The following is a 23,574-nucleotide window of genomic DNA, read 5'->3' as shown; positions in this document are numbered from 1 at the left end:
ATGCGGAAGTAGTTCAGTGGTAGAACATCACCTTGCCATGGTGGGGGTCGCGAGTTCGAATCTCGTCTTCCGCTTTCATTATAAACGCCGGGGTGGCGGAATAGGCAGACGCACAGGACTTAAAATCCTGCGGTGAGTGATCACCGTACCGGTTCGATCCCGGTCCTCGGCATTATAATGAAGAATGCACCCATAGCGCAATTGGATAGAGTGTCTGACTACGAATCAGAAGGTTGTAGGTTCGACTCCTACTGGGTGCATAGAACGGGAAGTAGCTCAGCTTGGTAGAGCACCTGGTTTGGGACCAGGGGGTCGCAGGTTCGAATCCTGTCTTCCCGATTTCCATGATAATATTTTTTGGCGGTGTAGCTCAGCTGGCTAGAGCGTCCGGTTCATACCCGGGAGGTCGGGGGTTCGATCCCCTTCGCCGCTATATTACTTGGACCTTTAGCTCAGTTGGTTAGAGCAGACGGCTCATAACCGTCCGGTCGTAGGTTCGAGTCCTACAAGGTCCATCATTTTTGATGGATTTTGGAAAAGTATTTTAGTTTATTATTTTATCGCGGGATGGAGCAGTCTGGTAGCTCGTCGGGCTCATAACCCGAAGGTCGTAGGTTCAAACCCTACTCCCGCAATATGGTTCCATGGTCTAGTTGGTTAGGACGCCTGCCTGTCACGCAGGAGATCACGGGTTCGAGTCCCGTTGGGACCGTAGTTTGGCTCGGTAGCTCAGTTGGTAGAGCAATGGATTGAAGCTCCATGTGTCGGCAGTTCGATTCTGTCTCGCGCCATGAACTGAATAGGTAGTGCGGGTGTAGTTTAGTGGTAAAACGACAGCCTTCCAAGCTGTAGTCGCGAGTCCGATTCTCGTCACCCGCTTGTGGCAAATGGGCCTATAGCTCAGCTGGTTAGAGCGCACGCCTGATAAGCGTGAGGTCGATGGTTCAAGTCCATTTAGGCCCATTGGAGAAGTACTCAAGTGGCTGAAGAGGCGCCCCTGCTAAGGGTGTAGGTCGGGAAACTGGCGCGAGGGTTCAAATCCCTCCTTCTCCGTTAGCTTTAATTTTTAGTATGGCCCGTTGGTCAAGTGGTTAAGACACTGCCCTTTCACGGCGGTAACATGGGTTCAAATCCCGTACGGGTCATGGTATTATCAATTTAATACTCTTATATTTTCAGCTTTTGGAGGATTACCCAAGTCCGGCTGAAGGGAACGGTCTTGAAAACCGTCAGGCGGGTCAAACCGCGCGTGGGTTCGAATCCCACATCCTCCTTTTATACTTATCGCGGGATGGAGCAGTCTGGTAGCTCGTCGGGCTCATAACCCGAAGGTCGTAGGTTCAAACCCTACTCCCGCAATATGGTTCCATGGTCTAGTTGGTTAGGACGCCTGCCTGTCACGCAGGAGATCACGGGTTCGAGTCCCGTTGGGACCGTAGTTTGGCTCGGTAGCTCAGTTGGTAGAGCAATGGATTGAAGCTCCATGTGTCGGCAGTTCGATTCTGTCCCGCGCCATTTTTGGAGGAGTAGCGAAGAGGCTAAACGCGGCGGACTGTAAATCCGCTCCTTCGGGTTCGGTGGTTCGAATCCACTCTCCTCCATCAATAGGGATATAGTTCAATGGTAGAATAGCGGTCTCCAAAACCGTTGATGTGGGTTCAACTCCTACTATCCCTGTTTACAATTTATGGCGGTATTGGTGAAGTGGTTAACACACCGGTTTGTGGCACCGGCACACGTGGGTTCGATCCCCACATACCGCCCTTTTTATTGGGTTATAGCCAAGCGGTAAGGCAATGGACTTTGACTCCATCATGCGCTGGTTCGAATCCAGCTAACCCAATTAGTTAACATTGCGATTAACTATTTTTATATTTGTTGGTGGTATAGCCAAGTGGTAAGGCACGGGTCTGCAAAACCCTTATCGTCGGTTCAAATCCGATTACCACCTTTGGCCTGCTTGAGCCATTAATACTTTTTTGCCGGTGTGGCGGAATAGGCAGACGCGCTGGACTCAAAATCCAGTGCCCGTTGAGGGCGTATCGGTTCGACCCCGATCACCGGTATACATAGTGTTATTCAAGTAAAGTTGAGTAACGTAGAGTTGCGATAAACGTTGAGAAATCAACGTTTATTTTTTTGCCTAAAGTATAGTTAAGGGGAGTTCGGAGTAACAAAGTTAACCAAAGTTAACCAGAAGCGTATTTTTTGGTGCTTGGTTAACAAATCGGGTAACTCAATATCTACCAATCTTTTGTGTCGCAAGGGTTACAGCCTCCATATTGGTTACAAAACTTGAACAGCTTTTATTTCTTCTTCTTTTTTGAATCGATCTAATACGTGAGTGTAAATTTTAATTGTAATTCCAATATTTTCGTGACCAAGTCGAACAGATACATATTTCAAATCAACGCCTTTACTTAATAAATAGCTTCCGTGACTATGGCGTAGTCCATGAAAGGTAAACTTATCTTTCTCAATCTTCAAATGCTTCATGGCGCGTCTCATTTCCTTATTTGCATCATTGCTTGCTGGTGGTACGCCGTCTGGTCCTAAGAAGAGTAAATGATAGGGGTTATCTTTAACTTTGATTTTCTGGGCTAATATGAGCGTATGCAAGCTGTTGATTAAAGTAGGACTAACAGCAATAGTTCTAACAGAAGCAGCAGTTTTAGTTGGGCCAAATACTTTTTTGCGATTATCTGGCCACTTAACACGATTATCTTTGTCACGTTCCGGCTTAAATGTTGCATATTGATAAGTCTTATTGATTGTTATTGTGCTATTCTTCTCGTCAATATCATCCCACGTCATCCCACCAATCTCGCCAATACGAGCACCAGTATAAATTGCAAATTGAGTCATCATTAATCCAATTCTTGATGGATCAGCAAACTTATTAGCATAGTCACGAAGCTTCTCAAATTGGGCTTCGTCTAAGAACTTAGTCGAAGCCGGTTTACCATCTTGACCACCTAGCTGGGGCTTCAGTGCAACATCTTGAGTAATTAATCCTTCAATAGCTGCTTCCTGAATTGCTTGGTGTGCGTGAGAATGAAGCTTCTCAACAGACTGTTTAGAATGTTTATGGCCATAATCATCATCAATGTACCAGTTAATGAATTGCTGGTAGAGTGTACGTGTTAGTTCAACCATCTTAGTATTACCGAAATATTTGCGAATATTAACTCCAGAAGTTGCATACTTACTCATAGTATTAGCTGAGACTGATTTAGACTTGAAGGTTTTAACCCAGTCATCGTAATAATCGGCGACTGTAATAGATGGATCGATCTTTACAGCACCACCGCTGTCAACAATGAATTTTGCCTCTGCTTTTTTGGCTAGGGCTTTAGTAGCAAAAGATTCATTCTTTGTTTTTTCATTACCTTTTGAATCAATATATTTATATCGAAATACCCAGGGCTTTTCCTTTCTATCTTTACGTTTAAAAACTGTCATAGATAAATCCTCCTTAAAATGCTAAAATTAGGGTACACAAAAAGCGCGTACTTAAGTACACTTTTTGACGTTTAGCTATATCCCGACTCGCCAAAGTTAGGGGATATAGCTTTTTTTAAACCCGTCGATTTCGACTGGTTTAGATCCACCATTGGAATCGAACCAATGCTAGTCACCAGAGTGGAAGAATGGACTATAGATTTAGAATTTGTTTCTTTTTTGTATCGAATTCTTCTTGTGTCAATATTCCAGAATCAAGTAGATCCTTTATTTTCTTCAATTGATTTACTGCTTCATCAGAAATACTTTCGGAATGCTCGTCATTATCATCTTTGACTTCCGGTACTTTAATTTCACTGCGAATGCGGTCATAATCTTTTGTTCGTGCAGCTAAGACTAAAGTGATGTGTTCATCGTTGTCCAAGCGTCTTAATTCAAGCGTTAGTGGTGCACCGTCTTCTACTTGTTTTGTTGATGTTGAAACTTTCGCTGCATGTCCATCCGTAATTTTATCTTTTCCGGTATGTGAACCAACTACCGCTCCAGCGATAGTTCCAACACCCGGGGCAAGAACAGTGCCAATAACTGTCCCAGCAATACCATGATGTTTCTTTTTAACTGTTGTTTTAGTTGCTGGAGAGAGTTCTTTCTGAATAGTTTCTTCATGGTAGACTGGTCCAGCAAAACTCATACTTATTAACTCAAAAAGTATAGCGTGTGACAAAGAGAAAGTTACTGTTGAGTCATCTAACTGATAGATTTTTGGTGTTATTATTGTGGCCCCAACTAGTTTCTTTGAATAATTATTTTGAAAATAAACTGGTGCCTTGCCAATAACCCGTTCCTTATCAATATCTGGTAAAACATCCCGATCAACTTTTGCTGTTGCTTTCTTCAATCGAATCTCATCAACTTCGTTTTGTTGTCTAGCTGCCGCTTCATTGGCTTGTTCTTGTATTGCCTCTAATTTATTGCTTAATCGAGATGTTGATGATTGAGTAGTTTTATTAATTAATTCTGTCTGTGATTGAATTGATGATTTAACATTTTGTTGGCCTTCTTGAACTGACTCTTTTAGTGCTTGCTTTGCTTTGTCAAAGAATCCCATAGCTATTCCTCCAACATCAGACTTATTCTGATATAATATATTTGTGTTAATTATCATCAATGCCTCACTCGGCCCACGAGTGGGGTATTTTTTTATGCCATGATTTTACATAATTTACGCAATGCAATTTCTGATTGAAGATAATGTTTACTTGAAACAGAATATCTATCTAATAACGTATACGGTGCAATATCCTTATAGTCGACATCATTAAGATTGCTGTATTGTCTAGCTAATAAATATAGAGCACCAATATCAGCATTGTTTTCGACTTTACTATCAAAAGTAAAAGAGTCGTTAATCAGTGGACAAGCCTCATCATCTAATAAACAGTGCGTTAGTTCGTGGGCAAGTGGATAACTGGCTTCTGGTCTATCTGCATACCATTGATCAATAAATATAGCACGAACCGAGGGGACGGAAAAACCATCGATGTTATCAGTCATTGCGCCGTAATTAACTGAGATATCATAATGCTTAATCAGCTCTTCAACTGAAAATATGTTGGTTGATTCAATGTCCTTTAATGCCTCATCTAAACAAGAATAAATCACACAATCACTCTTCTTTACGAGAACCATCAGAATTGTAGTTACCATATTTGCGTAAACGATCCTGACCTTCTTTAGTTTCTAAATATCCTTTAACCATTGCGCTGATAGCGGCGCGATCCTCATCAGATAATGCATACTTTCGCGAAGTCAGTAACCCCATATTCTCAACAATCTCATCCACATTAATATGGGTGGGCTCGTTTTTTGAGCTATCTTCCTTATTGCCATTAAGCAGGTATTCCGGAGTAACACCTAAAACGCGTGCGACCGCTTCTAAGCTGCCTTTTCGAGGATTATCTGTTCTTTTCCAGGTATATAAATAATTTTCGCTAAGTTCTGCCTTACGTTCAACCTCAGCTAGGGAGAAACCTCGCTTTTTTGCAAGTTCTTTTGTGCGTTCAAACAGCGTCATAGTAGTATCCTTTCGCTCTTGAACAAAAATACTAGAAAATAATTTTAGATTTAATTTGACAAATCTATAAAATAGTTCTAGAATAATCTTTGTTAAGAAATATTGTTATTAACTAAAGCAAACAAAAATAGCTATTAATCAACTTGGAGGGCGATGAATAGTAACTTGTTGCTTATTTAACTATGCTTTCATTCTAGAACTTAATTATAGAAAAAACAAGTATTCTAGAAAAATTTTCTTAACAATATTTAACAAAAAATACAAAGGAGGCTAACAATGTTTATTCGAACAGAAACAAATGAACGTGCTAAAGCGATTCTTTCTTGGCTAGGTTCTCATAAAAAGCAAGAAACACAAACTACTTTGGCAAAACAATTTGGCAAATCTAGAACGTTTGTAAGTTTATCTTTGAATGCACAATCAGTTACCAATGCATCCGAATCATTAGTTAATGATATTTACGAGTATTTACAAAAGAAATACGGACTTTAGGAGGTGAGGGAATGGACGAATTAAAAACTATAGCAATTAATTTTTCAAAAGATTATCTTCAATCCGATGATGAAAAAAGTCCTGAAATGATAATAGCCATTTCAGAACTTCTACGAGTATTAACTATTGCTTAATTCTACGAATAAAATTTGATCGCCGCGGACCGAAATTTTATTTGAACCTTCAAAGTTATATGTTGCTGCATCAAAAATTCTGAAAGAGTCAAATTGCTCAGAGCTCAGTTCATATCGTGAACCACTCATGGAATATACGACTTTTTCAAATTTTGAGACAGAAACAACTGTCTGATCTTTCAAATGAATATCTAACATGTAATCACCTCTTTTCGAGGTAATTATCTCAAATAGAAAGGAGTATCACAATGAGCGAACTACAAAATTTTGATTTCAAAGGAAATAGCGTCAGAACATTATCAATTAATAATGAGCCATATTTTGTTGGCAAGGATGTAGCCGATATTCTTGGGTATGAACGCTCTGACAATGCAATTAGAAATCACGTAGATGATGAAGATAAGCTAACGCACCATATCAGTGCATCAGGTCAAAAGCGCAACATGACAGTCATCAACGAATCCGGATTGTATAGTTTGATTCTTTCAAGCAAGCTACCAAGTGCTAAAGAATTTAAACGTTGGGTTACAAGCGAAGTGCTCCCGACTATTCGCAAGCACGGTGCATATCTAACCAATCAAAAAATTGAAGAGGTTCTTACTGATCCAGACACAATCATCAAGCTGGCCACTCAGCTTAAAGAAGAACGAACTGGCCGATTAATCGCAGAACAACAAGTTCAAGAAATGAAGCCTAAGGTAACATACTACGATCGTATTTTGTCTAATAAAGCATTAGTTGCTATTTCAGTAATTGCTAAGGATTACGGCATGAGTGGAACAGCAATGAATAACTTGCTGCACCGCTTAGGAGTTCAATACAAACAAGGTAAGACTTGGCTACTTTACTCCAAATATCAAACGACTGGCTGGACACAATCAGAAACGACGATGGTTAAACGTAAAGATGGTACTGAAAAGGCCGTTCTTAATACTAAGTGGACACAAAAAGGGCGGTTAGGCTTGTATGAGTTGTTAAAACTTCATAACTACCTGCCGCTCATTGAACAGGATTTAGATATTCAGGAGGCTGAGTAATGCTAACCGTTGTTTTGATATTAAATCTGATTGTTAACACATTGAACTTTTTATTGTTGATCAAAATGGACCACAAATGATTTCAGAGGAGATTAGTAAATGAAATTAACAATTGAAGGTACGCCAGCAGAAATCAAAAATGCGCTCCAAGCTATTTGCGGTAGCAAGGAACGCGGGGTTAATGTGGCTGAGATTACAAATAAAATCGAAACTTTTTTGAAACAAAAGCAAACACTTGATTCTAAATCAAGTGAAGAGACACCTTGGAGCTTAAATTTATTTTTTGGTGGTATGCAGGTTGGCACAATTCCGCTCCAACTTGACCAGAGATTAGTTTTTCGTGGAAAGCCACTTAATGATAAAGGCTCTAACAGTAAGGGCAACATCTGAATATTTATCAAAAATTGATTTGAACTTGCCAAAAGACCCTTTGGAAACGGGCATGTTGTTGTTAATGATAGTTTCAATAAGCTGAGTTAACTCTTCTTTTTCTTCTTGAGAAATTTCAGATTTAGAATCAAGCAACTCCTTAATCGTTGATAAATCAGTTGATTTGAAATTAATCGTGTTATTTGAACCGCTTGAGACAACAGCATCTCCATTGATTGTACCAACTGAAATTCCTACACGCTTTTCCTGATTTGCTATATCTCGTTGTGTCAGATATCTAATCAAATAACCGTTATTTTCTCCATTAGGACCTGGCAAAGGCTGTATAGAGTCGGCAACTAAAATTTGATCATCTGTTTTTAATTCATCACCATCTAGAATTTTTATTCCTGGAATGGTTTGAATTTCATGGTCCTTTAAAATTGCTCCCTTAATTGTTCCAGCCTGTACACCATTACGAATAACAATGTATTCAGTTGATATACTTTCAAGTTCTTTAAAAAGGGATTCGAAAGCTTTATCTATTTTCATCTTGTATCACCACCTTATATTGAGATAAACAAATTATCCCACCATGAAAGGAACATCACAAATGAATCGTGAACAAAAAATCAGTTATATTGCCCAGGCATATGGCAATGCCCGTTGCTACGTTGAAGCAACAGCAAACTACTTGAACGAGAACGAATTAACTGTCTGGTCTGAAAAAGCAGCTAAACATTCGGCACAACAAGTAGCAGCAATGATTAATAACTAGGAGGTAGTTTTATGCCTAGAACGAAGTTACAAAATCAATTGGAGTTTCCAAAAGTGCCGGAATTTGTAAGACCTGATCTTTACGGCATCACATGGGGCTTGAGCGAAGTTTCAAAAATGGTTAAACGCGATACAAAGTTTGTTAGCAAATATGTACTAAAGCCCAATCGTCGTGTGCTTGATGTTAAATACGGCGGTCCAGTTAAGTTTCCGGCCGCGAGTAATGATGAAAAGTCAAACGCTCCATATAAGATCCAAGCACGAGAAATAGCTTTTTGGATTGATCAGAACTGGAGCAAGATTCAAGGAAAAGGGTGGGATTAATTATGAAGTACAGCAAGTTAATACTAGTAATTATCACGTTACTAATCGGTATGGTTATTCCAGTAGGAATTCGTCAAAGTTTTAGTGATTTATTATTTGGCGCAATGTTCATGTGGATCATCGTTAACCAAGAAGTATTCTTCGGAAAGAACACAAAAAAAGCTACCACTCACCGCCATGAGTAGTAGCCAAAACAAATACATTCAAGGAGATTGTAACATATGGAAATTAAGTTGATAAGCCTTGAAATTCATAATTTCAAAGGTGTCAAAGATTTCAAGCTAGAGCCGAACGGTCATGATATTCGAGTTTTCGGAAAAAATGCGACTGGAAAAACAACATTGTTTGATGCATTTACTTGGCTGCTATTTGGCAAGAATTCAGGCGATGTAACCAAGTTTAATGCCAAACCATTAGATTCCAATAACCAAGAAATTATCGGAGCTGAGCCACTTGTTGAAGCCATTCTTGAAATTGACAGTGTTCAGCACACATTTAGACGGGAGCTTAAAGAGAACTGGGTTCAGCCGAAAGGCCAGTTAGAACGAACTCGTAAGTCTGATATTACTCAATTAATGATTGATTCAATCCCAAAAAAGGTCGGCGAATATCAGACTGCAATAAGGGCATTAGTCGATGAAGAATTGTTCCGATTAATTACTGATCCAGCTGCTTTTAATCGTTTGGATATGAAGAACCGTCGCAAAATATTGCTTGATCTATTCAGTGATTTAACGGATCAAGAAGTTATTGATAGCGATGAGAATTTGAAAGGACTAACAGAAATTCTAGGCGGCCACTCTATCAGTGATACTAAAGAATCCATCAAATATCAGCGTAAAGAACTTAAGAAGAAAATTGATGGTATTCCGGCCAGAATTGATGAGGCAGAACGGGCCAAGCCTGAACTGATGAAGAATACCGATCGTCATGAGTTAACTGGAATGAAAGAAGTCTATCAGGACACAGTTTCAGCCTTACAAGAACAAATTAGCCATCGTAATTCTTTGGATGCTGATGTTGATCGCAGCAAGCAGATTGAGAAACTTAAACTTGATCTGACAATCAAACAACGCTCCTATCAAGAATCAGTTAATTTACAGCTTTCTGGTCTTCGGACTGATGTAAACAAGCAACAAGATATTGTTAACGAATTACATTCGCAGCTGATGAAATTGACTAATTCGGTGCAGCTTCAATCTTCTAGATTAGAACGTTTGAAGTCTGAAAAACAAAATTTGTTAGATCAATATCATTATGAGAAAAATATTGCTTTTAATGAATCAGATTTGATTTGTCCCACCTGTCATCAGCCGCTACAAGAAGGCGAAGCTGAAAACTTACGTAAAGAGTTCAATGTTAATCATTCAACTAAATTAGCTGAGTTGATTAAAGATGGTAAACAAACTGCTCAAGATATTGCAATTACCGAAGCAGGAATTAAGCAAGCAACTGTTGAGAAAGATTCAACGAATAAGAATTATCTCGATGCTCAAAAACGTCTTATGAGCTTGCAAGATGAATATAACAAAGCAAACGAACAAGTTACAGCGTTTGAAGACACAGACGACTACGCGTCAATTATGGCTCAAATTAAGTCGCTTGAGAGTGCTGATAAAGCTGAAATTAATTCAGATCATCTTCAAGAATTACAAACAGAACTAGAATCTCAACAAGCCGGTTTGGCACAAGTTAATGCTGAGTTATCAAAAATTGAACAAGTTGAAATTCAAGAGACTCGTATTGAAGAACTTAAGCAAGAAGAAGTTGATTTAAAAGCCACTGCTCAAAAGCTTGATGGCCAGGATTATCTCTTGCAAGAGTTTACTCGCGTTAAGGCACATTTACTTGAAGACAAGATTAATTCGTTGTTCAAGAAAGTTAATTTCAAACTGTTTGATGTTCAAAAGAACGGCGAGATTAAAGATGTTGCAGAGGCTACTGTTAACGGTGTTCCTTATTCAACAGATCTGAATTCTGGAGCAAAAATTAATGCCGGTTTGGATATTATCAACGTTTTATCTGAGAAATATCACATTGAAGCGCCAATTTTTATCGACAATGCTGAATCAGTTAATGACATTATGCCAACCGAAGCGCAGCAGATTGCGTTAATTGTTAGTGAAGATGAACAACTTAGAGTAGAGGAGAAATAATAATGACTGAAAATACACCAGCAACAACTTATAAGTCTCAATTAGCCAAGGTAAACGACGTGTTCATGCCAATGATTGCTGAACAGCTTCAAGGAAACGGCATCTCAATGACTGACTACCAACGTACCGTAACACTAAATGCTATGACAGCAATTAGCACAATGCTTAGCGATAACTCCTTATCGATTAACGACATTGATCATAGCAATATCACTAACATTCTGTTGCAGGTAGCTGCGCTTGAGTTAAATGCGTCTGCTGACCCACGAGAAGTTTACTTTATTGTTCGTAATAAAAAAGACAAAAGCGGTGCCAAGCATCAAGTTGTTGAAATGAATATCGAAGGCGATGGCAATGATGCCTTACTAGCTCGTTTTGGCCGCGGTGTTAAAAATGTTTATCCGTATTGGGTTGTTCGAGAAGAAGATGAATTTGAATATCCAAAACACCAGGGTTTAAAAATGACACCACCAGCATGGACTGAAACGGGTCGTGGAAAAGTCATTCGTGTTGTTTATCCAATCGAATTCAACAACGGTGAGGTTAATTACTATATTGGCGAACGTGCCGATGTTAAACGGAATTTATTAGCTCATGTTGCGAATAATTTGATGTGGGATCATAGCAATGCTAAACAGGATTTTATGGATAAGGCTGAAGGTATGACGCTTGATGAAATTCTCGGCGATCCAGATCTGGTTAAACTAGGAAAGATTTCACCAGCTTGGTCCTCACCACAATCACGTGAATCAATGATTCTGCGAAAAATGCGAAATAACGTTGTTAAGAAAATTCCAAAGGACTTCAGCAATGGTTTTATTGCAATGGAATACGATAAATCGACAGATGGTAACTATGAGGCCATGCGCCGCGATGTTACTGAAGAAGCCAATCAAACTGATTTTGATACCGTTACTGAGGCCAAGACAATTGAACATGAACCAGAAGTTACTGCTGAAGAACCTGATGAAGTCGTACAGTCTGATATGCCTGAAACATATGGCCCAGATGAAGAACCGGAGCCAGACGTTACTCCAGAGCCACAACCAACTAATGAAGTAGAGGATGATCCATTTTGATTGAGACAACAGTATTTGGAAGCGGAAGTTCAGGTAATGGCTATTTAATTGATGACGGTGAAACCCAATTAATGATCGAGGCAGGAATTAGTTATAACTTGGTTGCCCCTCGGTTGAAATTCCAGCTCGGTCAAATTGGTGGCATGTTTATTACTCATGAGCATGGTGATCATTCTAAATTCATTAAACAGTATCTTGAACGAACTTCGTTTCCAATTTATTTAACTCGTGGAACGGCCAGAGCGCTTAAGTTGGCTTCTAGTTATCGAGTTCAAATTGTCCAGGAGTTTGATCCTATAAAAATTGGTGATTGGATAATTACAGCATTTCCGGTTGCACATGATGCAGCACAGCCAGTTGGGTATGTTTTTGACAATGGTAAGACAGGCGAACGATTAGTTTACGTCACTGATACTTATTTTGTTAAATATCATTTTAATCATGTCACACACATGCTGGTTGAAATGAATTACGCGCAAGATGTTGCGGTCGAGAATGATGTTGAAGGTCAATTAAACCATAGTTTACACAACCGAATTTTAACCAGTCATTTTGAGATGAAGAGCTCGCTGGAATTTATCAAGGCCAATGCTTCGCCGAGTTTGCAAGAGATAACTTTAATTCATGTTAGTGCCACCAATGGCGATCCGGAACGATTTAAGAAAGCTGTCCAAGAATTAACAGGTGTTCCTGTCAAAATAGCAGGGCGGTGATCTAAGTGGCCAAACAAGGCTGGATAAAAGTTTACAGAAAAATAACTGATTCGCTTGTTTGGTCAGATCCTAATTTATTAAAGATGTGGATTTTGTGTCTGACTAAAGCGAGTCATGATGAAAGTACATTCAACTTTAATGGTAAAAAAATACTTTTGCACAGCGGTGAATTCGTCACGGGGCGCACGGCAATAGGGGTTGAGTACAATTACGGTGCTCAAAAGCGCCATCAAATTTCTGCTGATTCTTCGTGGAGATTGTTGAAGAAATTAGAAAACATGCAAATGTTGCACATCAAAACAACGACGAAATATAGCGTGGTTACAGTGATTAACTGGTCAGAGTATCAAGAAGTTGCACAGCACTCCGCCAACAACCCGCCAACAAGTCGCCAACAACCCGCCACATACAAGAATGACAAGAACTTAAAGAATGATAAGAATTTATCATCATCATTATCAGTCAACTCAATTAATGATTTTTGGCAACAAAACGGATTTGGAACCATGCCACCTAAGACCTGGGAAGATTTTGATTATTGGATTGATGATTTTAAACAGATTGGTTCATCAAATGACGACGCTGTAAAGCTCATTATCCAAGCATTAAATGTGGCAGTCGATAACGGTGTTAGAAAGTACAACTATGCTAATTCGATTTTAAAAAACTGGTATAACAAGAAATTTACTACTGTTCAAGATGTTGAGAATGCTGAAAAACAGCGTGAAGCACAAAAACAATCAGCAGCTAGGACTCCGCGTCAAGTTAAAGCCAGTCAGCAGGTTGGGGTTACGCCATCTTGGCTGAAAAATGAGGAACAAGTAAAAGTTGAACAACAACCTACGGTTGATCGGCAAAGTATTGCTGAAAAATTAGCCGCTTTAAATTCGTCGGGAAAGAAGGATAAGAATGAAAATAGCAGGTGATACTCCAGTTGTTTACGCAGTAGCTTCAGTTAGCGAATACAACGATATTCAGATCGTTAGTAACTACTATGGCCATAAGGCATCAGCTAAAGGCGCACTGAATCAATTTAGAGATAATTATCCAGATGATCATTTTGAAATTGTTTGCGCACGCGGTTGGTATTGGTTGCCACCTTTAACGGAGGGTGTGTAATTGTTCAATATTATTGCCGCTTTTATCAGCATCATAATTTTGATCACAACGTTGTTCTTCAGCGACTGGTTGCCCCTTGTTGCGCTGATCATTGTCTTCATTTTTGTGCTGGTAATTATTTGGAAGTTGATGGAGGAATAAGCAATGAACGTTTATGTAGTGTATTGGCAGTGTTATGACGAAGTATTCATTATCACAGGATTTTCAACGCCACAAGCTGCTCAAGAATTCTGCGATGAGCATAATGATCGTATTGACGAGGGTTGGTATAGATTTGAATCGATTAATGTGGAGGTTGAAGATTTATGATTAAGAAATTTAAAATTACCGCGATTGAACAAGGTTGGCTGGATAGTTTTAATTCTCATTTCCTTACAAATTACCAGCTTAATCAAGTTTTGAAATTAAATCAGACTGATTGCGCTGACTTATTAGCAAGAATTGAAGAATTTAACGAAACGATTGCTTATGGTTATGCGATTGATTTAAAAGAGGTGGATTAACAGTGTGTAAATATTGTGACATTAAAGAAAGATATGATGGTTATCCAATTCTAGCAGAGGGCAGAGATGAGTTTACTGTCAAAGTTACAAGAGCAACTTTTTCAAAAAGAAACTGTGCGATGCTAGGTATCAATCATAATTCGGATTTTGATGACGTTGAAATTTATTATTGTCCAATGTGTGGCCGCCGTCTTAGCGATGTATTTAGAGAAAATTACTCGGCCAAGCCAAGTATTCCGAAGTAGGTGTAAAAATGGAAAAAGTTACTAATTGGGTTGTTACCTATATTGATGAGGACGATATGTTAATCACCCATAAAGTTCAGCAAAAGGAACGGCCATTTATTGACGACAACAATTGGTTACAAGTTGGCCAAGTCGGAACGAATGCCAATCACATTCGCAATATTAAAATTATGGAGGTTAAGTAATGAAGGTTGTTATTAAAAATGAATCTGGTGTATCTGTCAGCCTAGAAAACGCAAAACTAGAAGATGAAACATTGGTCATCTTAGTTAGAGAAGTTTTGGCCAAGACCGACATAACAACAAATGCAGCAGCAGAGCCGGTTGAAGCGACTACCTCAAAACAAAAAAATGAAGTTAATGAACCAAAAATTGATGCGGAAGAGTTGGCCACTAAATTAGATAAGCATTTTAAAAATCGCGGTGCAGAACTCGATGAGCACATTGATCGTGAAGTTCATAAATCAGCTGATGAGGTAATTAATAAGTCTGAACGGCCAAACTGGGGTGATCAAGTTTTAGTCGGTGTTAATTGTTCAATCTGTGGCCACACGGATCAAATAACTACTAGTTATGGTAATCGTTACATTACCTGTCCCAATTGTCGTGAGCACCTATTCTTAAATTCAGCGGTTCCTGGTCAATTTGGTGTAGCAAATACTGCTGGTGAGTATTATGTAGCCCGTGAACCCTATTATGATCGGGAGGCAGAGTAATGAAAGAAAAAACATATAAGACATTAGAACTTATATGGTTCGCAACAATAGTTATTGGAATCATAATGATCCTCATTGCGTGGAACTATACGCTTAATTTAATCCTGTTATTCTGGGGTGTTCTAATCGTATGCCTGGCTTATTTAGGATATATTGCCACTGATATTGTTGATCATTATATTCGGAATAAAACGTTTGAAAAAGAAAGAGTGAAGACAAAATATAAGCTGATGAGCGTTAGATCCAAAGATTGGGAATTCTGTGTTGGAATTGGTCAGATTAAGTCATTATATCTAAGCAAACGTTCTGATGATTTAAAAAGATCCGTCATATTAATTGAGTATGACAACGGTAATTTGGAATATCAGAACGTTGAAGATCCCTCTTTCTTTTATGAATTTGAAAGCGAGACTAAGACAGATGATTAAAAAATCTCCAACTGCTATCAATAAACACGGCAATAAAATTAATCGTGATGGATATGTATTTGATTCAGAAAAAGAAGACCAATTCTATCGCAAATTCGTTAAGAATTGCGGTTATAGATTTGAAGTTCATCCATCTTATCTACTCCAAGAATTAACTCAGATACCAGGAACGAAAAAAACAAAAATATCAGCAATTAGCTATAAACCGGACTTCGTTATCTACGATGAGTATGGCCAAATGATTCACGTTTACGACGTTAAAAACAGTTTTGGACCTTATGGAATTGACCAAGGTAACAAGCTTCGTTTTAGGTTGTTTGCCGCTCGATACGGCGTCCCTGTTGAAGCATTAGTAATATTGGCCCATGAATTCAAAACGATTGCACAGGGCGTAACTAAGCCTTTGAGTGATAAAGACCCACTTCATAAAACTGACTTCAATTATTCATGGATTGAGGCTACTAATTACTAGGAGGTAGAGATGGAAATAATTTTGACTATCATTTTGGGACTAATTGCTTTTGCGATCGCAGTAGTAATCCTAATTTCAATTGTTACGTTTGTTTACAATTTAGGAGTGCAGCGCAGGATTCATAAAGAATTAATGAAGAACTTTAAAGATGATGATTTTAAGGACTTATTTTAGGAGGAAGATTATGAGTTTAAATTTTTATGGAGAAATCGACAGCATTAGTATTGATAATAAAGAAAACGTAGTTGTAAAGATTAAAGCTGGCACTAGCCAACTTGGTAAGAGTTTAGTTGAACTTAATGATTTAAAAGAACGTGCTGATGTTTCAATCTTATTGGAATCAGCAGAATTGAGTTTCAATCAGCAAAGTGATATTGAAACCGGTCAATCAAGATTTACTTATGCACCTGATGAAGATGGCGTCTGGAAATGTTCTGAAGTGGAACAGACTTCACTAGATGTTGGTGGTTCAAATTATCAAGATCAAAAAGTTATTATTTCTGCTAGAGATGTCGATCAGTTCTTACTAGCTGAAAAGATTGATTATCCTGATTTTGATGTTAAAAGTGTTATATATAAAGTTAGCGAAGGCTATGAATTTGATGAAATCGCAAAGATCATGAAAATGTCAACAATTGCAATGTTGAATGAATTGAATAAAGCTCGCGACAAATTCGCGCCTTACGCCGCTGCTTGGATTACTCAAATGAATCAGAAGAATGAGAAATCAGAAGAATAATTGGGCACAAAAAAAGCCACCTATTGGCAGCTACTTATCAATTAATACGACAAATTAATTTTAACATAAGGAGTTGCTGTTTGGTGATTGTAATTGATGAAGTTGAAACGCGAGCGGCTGCTGAAAAGATATTAAGCGATTATCGTACTGCTCGTGGTATTGCCAGAATGCCAGTTAATCAGAAAATAACTTCTGCTTGGAGCGATGGACTACCAGCAAGTACAGCTAATAATGACCCTTATGCTCAACGGTACATCGAACAAAAAGAATCGGCTCAGCAATATGTCGATTGGATAGATGGAGCAATCGCAGCAATTCCTAAGCAGATGTTTCAAGAATTATTAAGGGCTCGTTATTGTGAGGGGTTAGAGAGCAATCATCCAGATATGGATGCCATCGATCGTCTAGATATTTCCGCTTCGAAATATTTTGATAATAAGCGCACTGCTTTATTACAGGTGTCTCGTCGCCTTCATTGCACGGTTTATATGGAAAGTGAAGCAGAGTTTGGATGATTTCTGGACAATTTCTGGATAAAAAATGGAGTGAACTTGGATAATTTCTGGAGTACTTCTGGAGTTTACTGATGTTATATTGTTAACATCGAAAGAATGAGGAGTGAGTGATCAGGGCGGAAAACCTGCTCACTAACGCAAATCAGTCTAAAGTTGTCGGCCAACATTAGACTTGCACGGCTGGTGTTAAATAACGGTTCGATTCCGTTTCGTGCGGTTCTCCCAATCAGAGAAAGTTAAAGGTCACACGAAAGCGGACAGAGCTTGGTTCGCTTTTTTTGTATCAACACTTGATGATTTGATTATCAAATACTTATTTAAATTTTGTTTATGTCAATATAAATCTGTGATAATATTCAATCATGAATTTAAATATTATCTTGAGGTGATACTAGTGGATACAATGCTCGATTGGCTTTTCAAAAATTTTGATTATAATTCAATTCTAATTGTGATATTGATCGTTATAGTATTATTTTGGATAAAGAAGAGCCCTGAGATGTTTATGTCGAAGGAACATGATTATCGAACATCTGATGCTGCTCAGCGATTACAAATAGATCAATATTATCGTCAGGATAATGGCGGGGATATAAAAAAGAATTTAGAATGGTGGACAGAATTTCTTGTTGATCCAGAAGCAAAAGCAAAAGAGTTATCAAATGATGACGGAGAAACCAATGATCAGCAAGTTAAAAAGCTTAATGATAGAATGCAGTTTATTATGCAATATGGATCGGCGAGAACCGTAAAACTATTATCAATATACATGTACAAAAATTATCGTGGAGATATTAATGACAATGGTACGCTAGTATGCGTTGCATATATAGTTGCAAGTTTAAAGTCTGATTATACTGGCCAAGATACTATGCCAATGGACTTATTAAAAATAAAATTTAATGATTTTTCAAAAAACGAGTCCAAATATCGCAAAATTTGTAAGACGATAAAAAAGGAGACCGGAATTGATGATCATCTTAAGTATCGCAGGCTCAAATAATGTACGTTTATTACTTATATTATTAATCTTAATAATAATTTTGGCGGCATTCTTGTGTTGGAATAGACGTAGTTAAAGACATCTTTGGATGTCTTTTTTTATACTCTAAATTTGGAGGTGTGGTGGTTTATGTGAAATCAGAAAAAATAAGAAGTTTGAGCACTTTCTATTCGTTACCCAAAAGGCAACAAATGACGGTAATGTTGTTGTTTGCTCACATGAAACAAACAGACATTGCAGAAAAAGTTAAGGTTGCTCCACAAACTATTTCGGCTTGGAAGTCAACTGAAAAATTTGTTCGTGCTCAAAACGAATATAACCAGTATATGCTCCATGATTTAGTATCAGAAGCCATTTTGACCATGCGTGATTTATTGAGTGCGAGATCTGAAATGGTCAGGTATAATGCCGCACAATACATTATTGATAAAGCCAGTTTGGATAATCTCGAAATTGATGATATTCAAGATGAAGATGACGGCTTTATGGAAGCGATCAACGAAGCTGCTAAGAGTGCTTGGAGTGATAATAATGAAGAGGACTAACGTTGTTTTTCACTTCAAGAAATTCTCAAAGAAACAGTTGCAAGTCCTCACCTGGTGGCGTTATCCGGAGACCAAAGATAACGATGCAATTATTGCTGACGGTTCTGTTCGTGCTGGTAAGACCTCAGTTATGTCGTTGTCATATATTATTTGGTCAATGGAAGAATTCAATGATCAGCAGTTCGGTATCGCCGGTAAGACGATAGGCTCGTTAAGAAGAAACGTTATCCGGCCGTTAAAGAAAATGTTGTTAGGCCGAAAATATCAAGTTATTGATCATCGGACAGAGAACATGCTGGAAATCAGCAAGCATGGTGTAACTAACTATTACTTTTTGTTTGGTGGTAAAGATGAATCATCACAGGACCTGGTGCAGGGTATTACAGCTGCTGGGTTCTTTTTTGATGAAGTTGCATTAATGCCTGAATCATTTGTTAATCAGGCAACATCACGTGTATCTGTTGATGGCGGTAAGTTTTGGTTTAACTGCAATCCTGCTGGCCCTTATCATTGGTTCAAACTTGAATGGATAGATCAGTTAGAAGCTAAGCGTGCAGTTCATTTACACTTCATGATGAGTGATAATCCCTCTTTAACACAACGAACAATTGAGCGCTACAAGCGAATGTATAGTGGAGTTTTCTATCAGAGATATATTCAAGGCCTATGGGTTATGGCCGAGGGTGTGATTTATTCCAACTTTGACCAGGAAACTATGGTGGTTGATTTACCTGATGGCACTAAATTTGATGAGCAGTGGGTCAGCATTGACTACGGTACTATGAACGCCACTGCGTTTAAACTATGGAGCCTGTATAAAGATACCTGGTATAACACTGGCGAGTATTACTATTCTGGACGTGAAAGCCAAATTCAACGAACTGATTCAGAGTATGCTGATGATCTTGAGAAGTTCTATGAAGATAATCATTTATCTAAAGACACTGTCAGAGTCATTCTCGACCCGTCTGCGAAGTCTTTTAAGACAGAGTTAAAACAGCATGGGTTCAACGTTAAAAACGCCAAAAACAAGGTTTTAGATGGCATTCGTGGAATGATGTCAGCAATGTCCGACGGTGTAATGAAGTGGAGTTCAAAATCAGTTAATACTCTGCGAGAAATTCATTCTTACATTTGGGATGCCAAAGCAGCTGATCGTGGCGAGGATAAGCCAGTTAAACAAAACGATCACGGGCTTGACGCTGATAGGTACATGTATTCAACAGTAATTGAGCCAAGAAATAGACATAGTCAATTTTGGGGGAAGTGAGAATTTAAATGGATCTTGAACAAGCTAAGAAGGTATTTGAACAAACAGATTCAGCGTTAGTCGATAATGATCATCGTTACCGTGAATCACTTCGGTACTATCGGAACATGAATGATATCGTTTTGCCAAATCGAAGCCAAAAAAGTAAAGCTGACCAGGAGAAAGAGAAACCTGATGATCCACTGCATAAGCATGACAGTAGAGTCAGCTCCAATTTTCACCAGATTCTTGTTGACCAGAAAGCGGCTTATGTAGGTAGTAAGCCACCGGTTCTTGATTTGGGTGATGATAAAACCAATGAGAAGGTAATGAATGCCTTGGGCGATGAATGGTTGAAAATTATCTATAGATTAATTGTTGAAGCATCATTGGCCGGAACGGGTTGGCTTCATGTATGGATTGAAGAAAATAAATTTAAATATGCAGTTGTTCCAGCCAATGAAATCACGCCAATTTATAAATCAACTTTGACTAATGAATTATTGGCAGTACGTCGCACATATGAGCAGCTAGATCCCAATGATGGTCAAACTTATATTTATGATGAGTATTGGACTGATAAGGAAGCCACGTTCTTTAAGCGCAAGCAAGGCTCAACGTATGCTGAGATGGTCTATAACCAGAGCGTAAGGCTCATTGATAGCGTGAATTCTGATCAACTTGATCAAGTGGCTACAATGAACCACGATTTTGGAGTTGTTCCATTTATACCGTTTAACAATAATTCTGATAAATCACCTGACTTGCAGAAATATAAAGGAATTATTGATGCTTATGATCTTGTCTACAACGGATTCATTAATGATGTTGAGGACGTTCAGCAAGTAATCTTAATCCTTACAAACTATTCCGGAATGAATAAAAAAGAGTTTTTACAGAACCTTCGTGAGTTTAAGCTCGCTGAATTTGAGAATGAAGGTGGCGATGATAAGTCTGGGCTTGATAAATTAACCATTGATATTCCAGTTGAAGCCCGCAAGGAATTGTTGTCAGAAACAATGAATAACATCTTTATTCAAGGCCAAGGTGTTAATCCAAACGATTTAAAAGCCGGAACAAATATCACTGGTATTGCTATCAAGATGTTATACGGTCAGCTTGAATTGAAAGCAGGCCAACTAGAAGCTGAATTTCGTCCTGCAATTAGCCAGTTGATTAGATTAGTTGCGGACAATCTTGACATTAGTCTGAAAGATAAACCGATCAAACAAACTTGGACTCGGTTTGGTATTCAGAACGAATCAGAGCGTGCTGATATTATCAGTAAATTAGCTGATCATACTTCTAAAGCCTCTATTGCAAAAGCCAATCCATTAGTTGAGGATTGGAAAGAGGAATTGGAGCAGCAAGAAAAAGATGCTGACGATGAAGCCAAACATCCTGATCCTTTTGTACCGCAACCACCCATTGATGAAGATAAGAGTAAAGATGATGAGCAGGTAGATGATGAATAATCGTGACTACTGGCAGAGACGTTATCTTCAAACTAAACAGGCTGCTGAACGTCAATCGGCGCTTTATGAAGCTGAGTCTATCAAACAAATGGATCAGATTTATAGCACGATTAATCAGCAGCTAATTAAATGGTATAAGCGATATGCTAAAACCAGTGGTACTGATTTCAACACCGCAGCGCAAATCCTAAAATCTGCTAAAGGTGAGACTTGGGAAATGAAGCTTGATGATTTCATCAGGAAAGCTAAACAAGGTGGATACGATCAAGAACTTGACCTCGTTTATATCAAATCCCAAGTAGCTAGGTTACAGCAACTACAAATTCAATTGGCCAAACAGATTGCCCCAGTGATTCCTCAATTTCAAGCAGGATTTGGTGATGAACTTGAGGCTAACTTTGATGATACTTATCTTCATACCTCATACTTGAACGAAAGTATAACTGGAATTAATGCTAACTTTTCTCGCTACAATCAGAAACAAATTCAGCTAGCAGTTCAAAAGCCCTGGTATAAGAATCAGAATTTTAGTCAACGTATTTGGAAAGATCTTCACTCTGATCTGCCTAATGTTTTGACGTCATCAATCTCTGAAAGTATTGTCATGGGTTATGGATCTAAAAAGATGGCCAAGCAGCTTGCGGAAAGATATGGTAAATTCAAGCAGGTTGATTGGCATCGATTAGTTCATACTGAAATGGCTCACGTTACTGAAACAGCAACGTTTCAATCGTACGAAGATGATGGCATTAAGAAATACGAATATATGGCTACACTCGAAAGCCATACTTGTGATATCTGTGGCCACTTAGATGGCAGAGAGTTCAAGATGTCTGACAAACGGGACGGTGAGAATTATCCCCCAATCCATCCTTGGTGTCGTTGTACAACAACTGCAGTCGTTTCTAACTATCCGCCTGTTGGAAAACGCTGGGAACGTGGCGAAGATGGAAAAGGACGTTTAGTTGATAATGTTAGTTTTGACGATTGGAAAAGGGGTCGCAATAACAAGCTTGAGCAAGCTGCTGAAAAGGCTAGAAACGAAGTAATACAGTCAGTTAAGAACAGAATTAAATCTGGTGAATTTCCGCTTGAATTAAATCAGAACCTTCAAAAGAAACATGATATCCATAGTTCTTCTTATGTTGAAGGTAAAAGTTTTTTTGATGACGGGATAGACGTTCAAAACCTTGTTAATCAGCATGCTGGCAATGGTATAATTAAGCTGAACCGAAAAGATAAATGGCAACGTAATTTTGAATTCCATCACACTAATAAATACGTAGGCTGGGTTCATGATGCCAACGGTCAATTAGTTCATGTTAAAAGTTTCAGAATTGCGTATGGCAAAAAAGGCACTCATGTATTTCCAGATTTAGATTAGGAAGTGAAACTATGAAAGATGGTTTGGATTACCGAAAGAAATATTTGCACCAAAATGTCGAGGTTAGGTTTAAAGATGGTCAAGTAGAGCGTGGCTTTATTGACGTCGTTGATGAGCCAGACGATGAGCATTCTGATTATTATTTCGTTATGACGACTGATGTTTATAGCTTCACTTTTGAGGGCAACGAAGTAAAAACAATTAAATTAACCTAACAAGCATTCATCAATTATGGTGAGTGCTTTTTTTATACCCAAAATTAGGAGGAAAGCACATGGAATTAATTGTATTTACAAATAATGGTCAGACTTATCATTTTAATGACGTGATAGATTGTAGACCGACTACAACTGGTTTTTCGTTTGATTACACTGGCAAAGCAACTGGCGTTACACGTTCTGCAGTGTTCAACAATACTTCAACAGCCGGATATGCTTTAGCGCAAACCAAATAAGTTTAAGGGGGTATCGTGATGCATCATTATCTAACAAAGTATGAAGAGAGCGGCGTCAAATACGCTGTTTCGTGGTTCCAAGTCAATTTGTTTGGTAAATGTTTTTGTTTG

35 protein-coding genes and 23 tRNA genes are annotated in these 23,574 nt (G+C 38.5%); 52 read left to right on the top strand and 6 right to left on the bottom strand.

Annotated elements, in window-relative coordinates; translation table 11 throughout:
- Positions 1-2: 2 nt before the first annotated feature.
- From EKM65_RS08055 to EKM65_RS07945, 23 genes are all read left to right on the top strand, one after another.
- A tRNA-Gly gene (locus tag EKM65_RS08055) sits at positions 3-74 on the top strand.
- A gap of 12 nt (positions 75-86) precedes the next feature.
- Positions 87-172: transfer RNA gene (locus EKM65_RS08050), tRNA-Leu, on the top strand.
- A 14-nt stretch (positions 173-186) separates the two neighbouring features.
- A tRNA-Arg gene (locus EKM65_RS08045) sits at positions 187-260 on the top strand.
- A gap of 5 nt (positions 261-265) precedes the next feature.
- Positions 266-339: transfer RNA gene (locus EKM65_RS08040), tRNA-Pro, on the top strand.
- A gap of 20 nt (positions 340-359) precedes the next feature.
- A tRNA-Met gene (locus EKM65_RS08035) sits at positions 360-433 on the top strand.
- A gap of 8 nt (positions 434-441) precedes the next feature.
- Positions 442-515: transfer RNA gene (locus tag EKM65_RS08030), tRNA-Ile, on the top strand.
- 46 nt (positions 516-561) lie between these two features.
- Positions 562-635: transfer RNA gene (locus EKM65_RS08025), tRNA-Met, on the top strand.
- Between the two features lie 3 nt (positions 636-638).
- Positions 639-712, top strand: a tRNA-Asp gene (locus tag EKM65_RS08020).
- A gap of 6 nt (positions 713-718) precedes the next feature.
- Positions 719-791, top strand: a tRNA-Phe gene (locus EKM65_RS08015).
- Positions 792-808: 17 nt separating this feature from the next.
- Positions 809-879: transfer RNA gene (locus tag EKM65_RS08010), tRNA-Gly, on the top strand.
- Between the two features lie 10 nt (positions 880-889).
- Positions 890-963 (top strand) — tRNA-Ile (locus EKM65_RS08005).
- 2 nt (positions 964-965) lie between these two features.
- A tRNA-Ser gene (locus tag EKM65_RS08000) sits at positions 966-1,053 on the top strand.
- 20 nt (positions 1,054-1,073) lie between these two features.
- A tRNA-Glu gene (locus EKM65_RS07995) sits at positions 1,074-1,145 on the top strand.
- Between the two features lie 39 nt (positions 1,146-1,184).
- Positions 1,185-1,274, top strand: a tRNA-Ser gene (locus EKM65_RS07990).
- Positions 1,275-1,285: 11 nt separating this feature from the next.
- Positions 1,286-1,359, top strand: a tRNA-Met gene (locus tag EKM65_RS07985).
- Positions 1,360-1,362: 3 nt separating this feature from the next.
- Positions 1,363-1,436 (top strand) — tRNA-Asp (locus tag EKM65_RS07980).
- A 6-nt stretch (positions 1,437-1,442) separates the two neighbouring features.
- A tRNA-Phe gene (locus EKM65_RS07975) sits at positions 1,443-1,515 on the top strand.
- Between the two features lie 5 nt (positions 1,516-1,520).
- Positions 1,521-1,601: transfer RNA gene (locus EKM65_RS07970), tRNA-Tyr, on the top strand.
- A gap of 5 nt (positions 1,602-1,606) precedes the next feature.
- Positions 1,607-1,677 (top strand) — tRNA-Trp (locus EKM65_RS07965).
- Positions 1,678-1,690: 13 nt separating this feature from the next.
- Positions 1,691-1,763: transfer RNA gene (locus tag EKM65_RS07960), tRNA-His, on the top strand.
- An 8-nt stretch (positions 1,764-1,771) separates the two neighbouring features.
- A tRNA-Gln gene (locus EKM65_RS07955) sits at positions 1,772-1,843 on the top strand.
- A gap of 37 nt (positions 1,844-1,880) precedes the next feature.
- Positions 1,881-1,951, top strand: a tRNA-Cys gene (locus EKM65_RS07950).
- Positions 1,952-1,981: 30 nt separating this feature from the next.
- A tRNA-Leu gene (locus tag EKM65_RS07945) sits at positions 1,982-2,066 on the top strand.
- Between the two features lie 220 nt (positions 2,067-2,286).
- Here the strand turns inward: EKM65_RS07945 and EKM65_RS07940 are convergent.
- The 4 genes from EKM65_RS07940 to EKM65_RS07925 form a co-directional block, all read right to left on the bottom strand.
- Entirely contained in the window at positions 2,287-3,462 is a 1,176-nt protein-coding gene (locus EKM65_RS07940; protein ID WP_125607329.1) for a tyrosine-type recombinase/integrase, read from the bottom strand.
- 193 nt (positions 3,463-3,655) lie between these two features.
- On the bottom strand, positions 3,656-4,627 hold the full coding sequence (locus tag EKM65_RS07935) for an SHOCT domain-containing protein (RefSeq protein WP_125607327.1): 972 nt from the start codon (positions 4,625-4,627) through the stop codon (positions 3,656-3,658).
- 35 nt (positions 4,628-4,662) lie between these two features.
- Positions 4,663-5,124, bottom strand: coding sequence for a hypothetical protein (locus EKM65_RS07930; RefSeq protein ID WP_125607325.1), 462 nt, complete (start codon positions 5,122-5,124; stop codon positions 4,663-4,665).
- 4 nt (positions 5,125-5,128) lie between these two features.
- Entirely contained in the window at positions 5,129-5,536 is a 408-nt protein-coding gene (locus tag EKM65_RS07925; protein WP_125607323.1) for a helix-turn-helix domain-containing protein, read from the bottom strand.
- A gap of 276 nt (positions 5,537-5,812) precedes the next feature.
- On the opposite strand from EKM65_RS07925, the gene EKM65_RS07920 reads away from it, so the two are divergent.
- Entirely contained in the window at positions 5,813-6,028 is a 216-nt protein-coding gene (locus EKM65_RS07920) for a hypothetical protein (RefSeq protein ID WP_125607321.1), read from the top strand.
- A gap of 11 nt (positions 6,029-6,039) precedes the next feature.
- Positions 6,040-6,162 (top strand): hypothetical protein, encoded by a 123-nt coding sequence (locus tag EKM65_RS11570; RefSeq protein WP_263853618.1) that lies wholly within the window; start codon positions 6,040-6,042, stop codon positions 6,160-6,162.
- Here EKM65_RS11570 and EKM65_RS07915 read toward each other — a convergent pair.
- A complete protein-coding gene (locus EKM65_RS07915) occupies positions 6,148-6,360 on the bottom strand; it encodes a hypothetical protein (protein WP_125607319.1) in 213 nt (70 codons plus the stop codon). The genes EKM65_RS11570 and EKM65_RS07915 overlap by 15 nt on opposite strands.
- 50 nt (positions 6,361-6,410) lie before the next feature.
- On the opposite strand from EKM65_RS07915, the gene EKM65_RS07910 reads away from it, so the two are divergent.
- Positions 6,411-7,199: a phage antirepressor gene (locus EKM65_RS07910; RefSeq protein ID WP_125607317.1), complete on the top strand. Its 789-nt coding sequence runs from the start codon at positions 6,411-6,413 to the stop codon at positions 7,197-7,199.
- 99 nt (positions 7,200-7,298) lie between these two features.
- Positions 7,299-7,589, top strand: a complete 291-nt coding sequence (locus EKM65_RS07905) for a hypothetical protein (RefSeq protein WP_125607315.1) — start codon at positions 7,299-7,301, stop codon at positions 7,587-7,589.
- Here the strand turns inward: EKM65_RS07905 and EKM65_RS07900 are convergent.
- A complete protein-coding gene (locus EKM65_RS07900) occupies positions 7,530-8,120 on the bottom strand; it encodes a hypothetical protein (RefSeq protein WP_125607313.1) in 591 nt (196 codons plus the stop codon). The genes EKM65_RS07905 and EKM65_RS07900 overlap by 60 nt on opposite strands.
- Before the next feature lie 61 nt (positions 8,121-8,181).
- On the opposite strand from EKM65_RS07900, the gene EKM65_RS11300 reads away from it, so the two are divergent.
- From EKM65_RS11300 to EKM65_RS07795, 25 genes are all read left to right on the top strand, one after another.
- Positions 8,182-8,346 carry a hypothetical protein gene (locus tag EKM65_RS11300; protein ID WP_164506871.1) on the top strand — a complete coding sequence of 55 codons (165 nt, stop codon included), beginning with the start codon at positions 8,182-8,184 and terminating at the stop codon, positions 8,344-8,346.
- An 11-nt stretch (positions 8,347-8,357) separates the two neighbouring features.
- Positions 8,358-8,669, top strand: a complete 312-nt coding sequence (locus EKM65_RS07895) for a DUF771 domain-containing protein (RefSeq protein WP_125607312.1) — start codon at positions 8,358-8,360, stop codon at positions 8,667-8,669.
- Between the two features lie 2 nt (positions 8,670-8,671).
- Positions 8,672-8,854, top strand: a complete 183-nt coding sequence (locus EKM65_RS07890; RefSeq protein WP_125607311.1) for a hypothetical protein — start codon at positions 8,672-8,674, stop codon at positions 8,852-8,854.
- A 36-nt stretch (positions 8,855-8,890) separates the two neighbouring features.
- On the top strand, positions 8,891-10,825 hold the full coding sequence (locus EKM65_RS07885) for an AAA family ATPase (RefSeq protein WP_125607309.1): 1,935 nt from the start codon (positions 8,891-8,893) through the stop codon (positions 10,823-10,825).
- Positions 10,826-10,827: 2 nt separating this feature from the next.
- On the top strand, positions 10,828-11,904 hold the full coding sequence (locus EKM65_RS07880) for a recombinase RecT (protein WP_125607307.1): 1,077 nt from the start codon (positions 10,828-10,830) through the stop codon (positions 11,902-11,904).
- Entirely contained in the window at positions 11,901-12,617 is a 717-nt protein-coding gene (locus EKM65_RS07875) for an MBL fold metallo-hydrolase (RefSeq protein WP_225420434.1), read from the top strand. Before EKM65_RS07880 ends, EKM65_RS07875 begins: the two co-directional genes overlap by 4 nt.
- 5 nt (positions 12,618-12,622) lie before the next feature.
- Entirely contained in the window at positions 12,623-13,543 is a 921-nt protein-coding gene (locus EKM65_RS07870; RefSeq protein WP_225420433.1) for a DnaD domain-containing protein, read from the top strand.
- Positions 13,527-13,736: a hypothetical protein gene (locus EKM65_RS07865; protein ID WP_125607305.1), complete on the top strand. Its 210-nt coding sequence runs from the start codon at positions 13,527-13,529 to the stop codon at positions 13,734-13,736. The genes EKM65_RS07870 and EKM65_RS07865 overlap by 17 nt, the downstream gene beginning before the upstream one ends.
- A 144-nt stretch (positions 13,737-13,880) precedes the next feature.
- Positions 13,881-14,045, top strand: coding sequence for a hypothetical protein (locus tag EKM65_RS11295; protein WP_164506870.1), 165 nt, complete (start codon positions 13,881-13,883; stop codon positions 14,043-14,045).
- Positions 14,042-14,239, top strand: coding sequence for a hypothetical protein (locus tag EKM65_RS07860; RefSeq protein WP_125607303.1), 198 nt, complete (start codon positions 14,042-14,044; stop codon positions 14,237-14,239). Before EKM65_RS11295 ends, EKM65_RS07860 begins: the two co-directional genes overlap by 4 nt.
- A gap of 2 nt (positions 14,240-14,241) precedes the next feature.
- Positions 14,242-14,484, top strand: a complete 243-nt coding sequence (locus EKM65_RS07855; RefSeq protein ID WP_125607302.1) for a hypothetical protein — start codon at positions 14,242-14,244, stop codon at positions 14,482-14,484.
- Positions 14,485-14,492: 8 nt separating this feature from the next.
- The gene (locus EKM65_RS11290; protein ID WP_164506869.1) at positions 14,493-14,669 is read left to right on the top strand and encodes a hypothetical protein; all 177 of its coding nucleotides are present in this window, start codon (positions 14,493-14,495) and stop codon (positions 14,667-14,669) included.
- The gene (locus tag EKM65_RS07850) at positions 14,669-15,199 is read left to right on the top strand and encodes a hypothetical protein (protein WP_125607300.1); all 531 of its coding nucleotides are present in this window, start codon (positions 14,669-14,671) and stop codon (positions 15,197-15,199) included. Before EKM65_RS11290 ends, EKM65_RS07850 begins: the two co-directional genes overlap by 1 nt.
- A complete protein-coding gene (locus EKM65_RS07845; protein ID WP_125607298.1) occupies positions 15,199-15,627 on the top strand; it encodes a hypothetical protein in 429 nt (142 codons plus the stop codon). Before EKM65_RS07850 ends, EKM65_RS07845 begins: the two co-directional genes overlap by 1 nt.
- Positions 15,620-16,099 carry a DUF1064 domain-containing protein gene (locus tag EKM65_RS07840; RefSeq protein ID WP_125607296.1) on the top strand — a complete coding sequence of 160 codons (480 nt, stop codon included), beginning with the start codon at positions 15,620-15,622 and terminating at the stop codon, positions 16,097-16,099. Before EKM65_RS07845 ends, EKM65_RS07840 begins: the two co-directional genes overlap by 8 nt.
- A gap of 9 nt (positions 16,100-16,108) precedes the next feature.
- Positions 16,109-16,273, top strand: a complete 165-nt coding sequence (locus EKM65_RS11285) for a hypothetical protein (protein ID WP_164506868.1) — start codon at positions 16,109-16,111, stop codon at positions 16,271-16,273.
- Positions 16,274-16,283: 10 nt separating this feature from the next.
- Positions 16,284-16,838, top strand: a complete 555-nt coding sequence (locus tag EKM65_RS07835; RefSeq protein WP_125607294.1) for a DNA primase — start codon at positions 16,284-16,286, stop codon at positions 16,836-16,838.
- 80 nt (positions 16,839-16,918) lie between these two features.
- Complete coding sequence (locus EKM65_RS07830) at positions 16,919-17,353, top strand: transcriptional regulator (protein WP_125607292.1); 435 nt, start codon at positions 16,919-16,921, stop codon at positions 17,351-17,353.
- 394 nt (positions 17,354-17,747) lie between these two features.
- Positions 17,748-18,356, top strand: a complete 609-nt coding sequence (locus tag EKM65_RS07825) for a hypothetical protein (protein WP_125607291.1) — start codon at positions 17,748-17,750, stop codon at positions 18,354-18,356.
- Between the two features lie 131 nt (positions 18,357-18,487).
- Positions 18,488-18,901 (top strand): hypothetical protein, encoded by a 414-nt coding sequence (locus EKM65_RS07820; protein ID WP_125607289.1) that lies wholly within the window; start codon positions 18,488-18,490, stop codon positions 18,899-18,901.
- Positions 18,888-20,171, top strand: a complete 1,284-nt coding sequence (locus tag EKM65_RS07815; RefSeq protein WP_125607287.1) for a PBSX family phage terminase large subunit — start codon at positions 18,888-18,890, stop codon at positions 20,169-20,171. The genes EKM65_RS07820 and EKM65_RS07815 overlap by 14 nt, the downstream gene beginning before the upstream one ends.
- A gap of 8 nt (positions 20,172-20,179) precedes the next feature.
- Positions 20,180-21,625: a phage portal protein gene (locus tag EKM65_RS07810; protein ID WP_125607285.1), complete on the top strand. Its 1,446-nt coding sequence runs from the start codon at positions 20,180-20,182 to the stop codon at positions 21,623-21,625.
- Positions 21,615-23,009 carry a minor capsid protein gene (locus EKM65_RS07805; RefSeq protein WP_125607283.1) on the top strand — a complete coding sequence of 465 codons (1,395 nt, stop codon included), beginning with the start codon at positions 21,615-21,617 and terminating at the stop codon, positions 23,007-23,009. Before EKM65_RS07810 ends, EKM65_RS07805 begins: the two co-directional genes overlap by 11 nt.
- Positions 23,010-23,020: 11 nt before the next feature.
- Complete coding sequence (locus EKM65_RS07800) at positions 23,021-23,224, top strand: hypothetical protein (protein ID WP_125607281.1); 204 nt, start codon at positions 23,021-23,023, stop codon at positions 23,222-23,224.
- 59 nt (positions 23,225-23,283) lie between these two features.
- A complete protein-coding gene (locus EKM65_RS07795; RefSeq protein WP_125607279.1) occupies positions 23,284-23,463 on the top strand; it encodes a hypothetical protein in 180 nt (59 codons plus the stop codon).
- The last annotated feature ends 111 nt before the right edge of the window (positions 23,464-23,574 follow it).

The organism is Lapidilactobacillus bayanensis (assembly GCF_003946695.1).
Taxonomy (GTDB): Bacteria; Bacillota; Bacilli; order Lactobacillales; family Lactobacillaceae; genus Lapidilactobacillus; species Lapidilactobacillus bayanensis.
This window is presented reverse-complemented; position numbering and strand designations above follow the sequence as displayed.

Excerpts from the sequence above, each read along its gene's own strand:
- EKM65_RS07940 (WP_125607329.1), bottom strand. The coding sequence starts at position 3,462 with ATGACAGTTTTTAAACGTAAAGATAGAAAGGAAAAGCCCTGGGTATTT.
- EKM65_RS07835 (WP_125607294.1), top strand. The coding sequence starts at position 16,284 with ATGAGTTTAAATTTTTATGGAGAAATCGACAGCATTAGTATTGATAAT.
- EKM65_RS07910 (WP_125607317.1), top strand. The coding sequence starts at position 6,411 with ATGAGCGAACTACAAAATTTTGATTTCAAAGGAAATAGCGTCAGAACA.
- EKM65_RS07860 (WP_125607303.1), top strand. The coding sequence starts at position 14,042 with ATGATTAAGAAATTTAAAATTACCGCGATTGAACAAGGTTGGCTGGAT.
- EKM65_RS07905 (WP_125607315.1), top strand. The coding sequence starts at position 7,299 with ATGAAATTAACAATTGAAGGTACGCCAGCAGAAATCAAAAATGCGCTC.
- EKM65_RS11285 (WP_164506868.1), top strand. The coding sequence starts at position 16,109 with ATGGAAATAATTTTGACTATCATTTTGGGACTAATTGCTTTTGCGATC.
- EKM65_RS07810 (WP_125607285.1), top strand. The coding sequence starts at position 20,180 with ATGGATCTTGAACAAGCTAAGAAGGTATTTGAACAAACAGATTCAGCG.
- EKM65_RS07915 (WP_125607319.1), bottom strand. The coding sequence starts at position 6,360 with ATGTTAGATATTCATTTGAAAGATCAGACAGTTGTTTCTGTCTCAAAA.
- EKM65_RS07845 (WP_125607298.1), top strand. The coding sequence starts at position 15,199 with ATGAAAGAAAAAACATATAAGACATTAGAACTTATATGGTTCGCAACA.
- EKM65_RS07850 (WP_125607300.1), top strand. The coding sequence starts at position 14,669 with ATGAAGGTTGTTATTAAAAATGAATCTGGTGTATCTGTCAGCCTAGAA.
- EKM65_RS07795 (WP_125607279.1), top strand. The coding sequence starts at position 23,284 with ATGGAATTAATTGTATTTACAAATAATGGTCAGACTTATCATTTTAAT.
- EKM65_RS11290 (WP_164506869.1), top strand. The coding sequence starts at position 14,493 with ATGGAAAAAGTTACTAATTGGGTTGTTACCTATATTGATGAGGACGAT.
- EKM65_RS11300 (WP_164506871.1), top strand. The coding sequence starts at position 8,182 with ATGAATCGTGAACAAAAAATCAGTTATATTGCCCAGGCATATGGCAAT.
- EKM65_RS11295 (WP_164506870.1), top strand. The coding sequence starts at position 13,881 with ATGAACGTTTATGTAGTGTATTGGCAGTGTTATGACGAAGTATTCATT.
- EKM65_RS07885 (WP_125607309.1), top strand. The coding sequence starts at position 8,891 with ATGGAAATTAAGTTGATAAGCCTTGAAATTCATAATTTCAAAGGTGTC.
- EKM65_RS07920 (WP_125607321.1), top strand. The coding sequence starts at position 5,813 with ATGTTTATTCGAACAGAAACAAATGAACGTGCTAAAGCGATTCTTTCT.
- EKM65_RS07925 (WP_125607323.1), bottom strand. The coding sequence starts at position 5,536 with ATGACGCTGTTTGAACGCACAAAAGAACTTGCAAAAAAGCGAGGTTTC.
- EKM65_RS07900 (WP_125607313.1), bottom strand. The coding sequence starts at position 8,120 with ATGAAAATAGATAAAGCTTTCGAATCCCTTTTTAAAGAACTTGAAAGT.
- EKM65_RS11570 (WP_263853618.1), top strand. The coding sequence starts at position 6,040 with ATGGACGAATTAAAAACTATAGCAATTAATTTTTCAAAAGATTATCTT.
- EKM65_RS07865 (WP_125607305.1), top strand. The coding sequence starts at position 13,527 with ATGAAAATAGCAGGTGATACTCCAGTTGTTTACGCAGTAGCTTCAGTT.
- EKM65_RS07880 (WP_125607307.1), top strand. The coding sequence starts at position 10,828 with ATGACTGAAAATACACCAGCAACAACTTATAAGTCTCAATTAGCCAAG.
- EKM65_RS07895 (WP_125607312.1), top strand. The coding sequence starts at position 8,358 with ATGCCTAGAACGAAGTTACAAAATCAATTGGAGTTTCCAAAAGTGCCG.
- EKM65_RS07800 (WP_125607281.1), top strand. The coding sequence starts at position 23,021 with ATGAAAGATGGTTTGGATTACCGAAAGAAATATTTGCACCAAAATGTC.
- EKM65_RS07890 (WP_125607311.1), top strand. The coding sequence starts at position 8,672 with ATGAAGTACAGCAAGTTAATACTAGTAATTATCACGTTACTAATCGGT.
- EKM65_RS07840 (WP_125607296.1), top strand. The coding sequence starts at position 15,620 with ATGATTAAAAAATCTCCAACTGCTATCAATAAACACGGCAATAAAATT.
- EKM65_RS07815 (WP_125607287.1), top strand. The coding sequence starts at position 18,888 with ATGAAGAGGACTAACGTTGTTTTTCACTTCAAGAAATTCTCAAAGAAA.
- EKM65_RS07935 (WP_125607327.1), bottom strand. The coding sequence starts at position 4,627 with ATGATAATTAACACAAATATATTATATCAGAATAAGTCTGATGTTGGA.
- EKM65_RS07805 (WP_125607283.1), top strand. The coding sequence starts at position 21,615 with ATGATGAATAATCGTGACTACTGGCAGAGACGTTATCTTCAAACTAAA.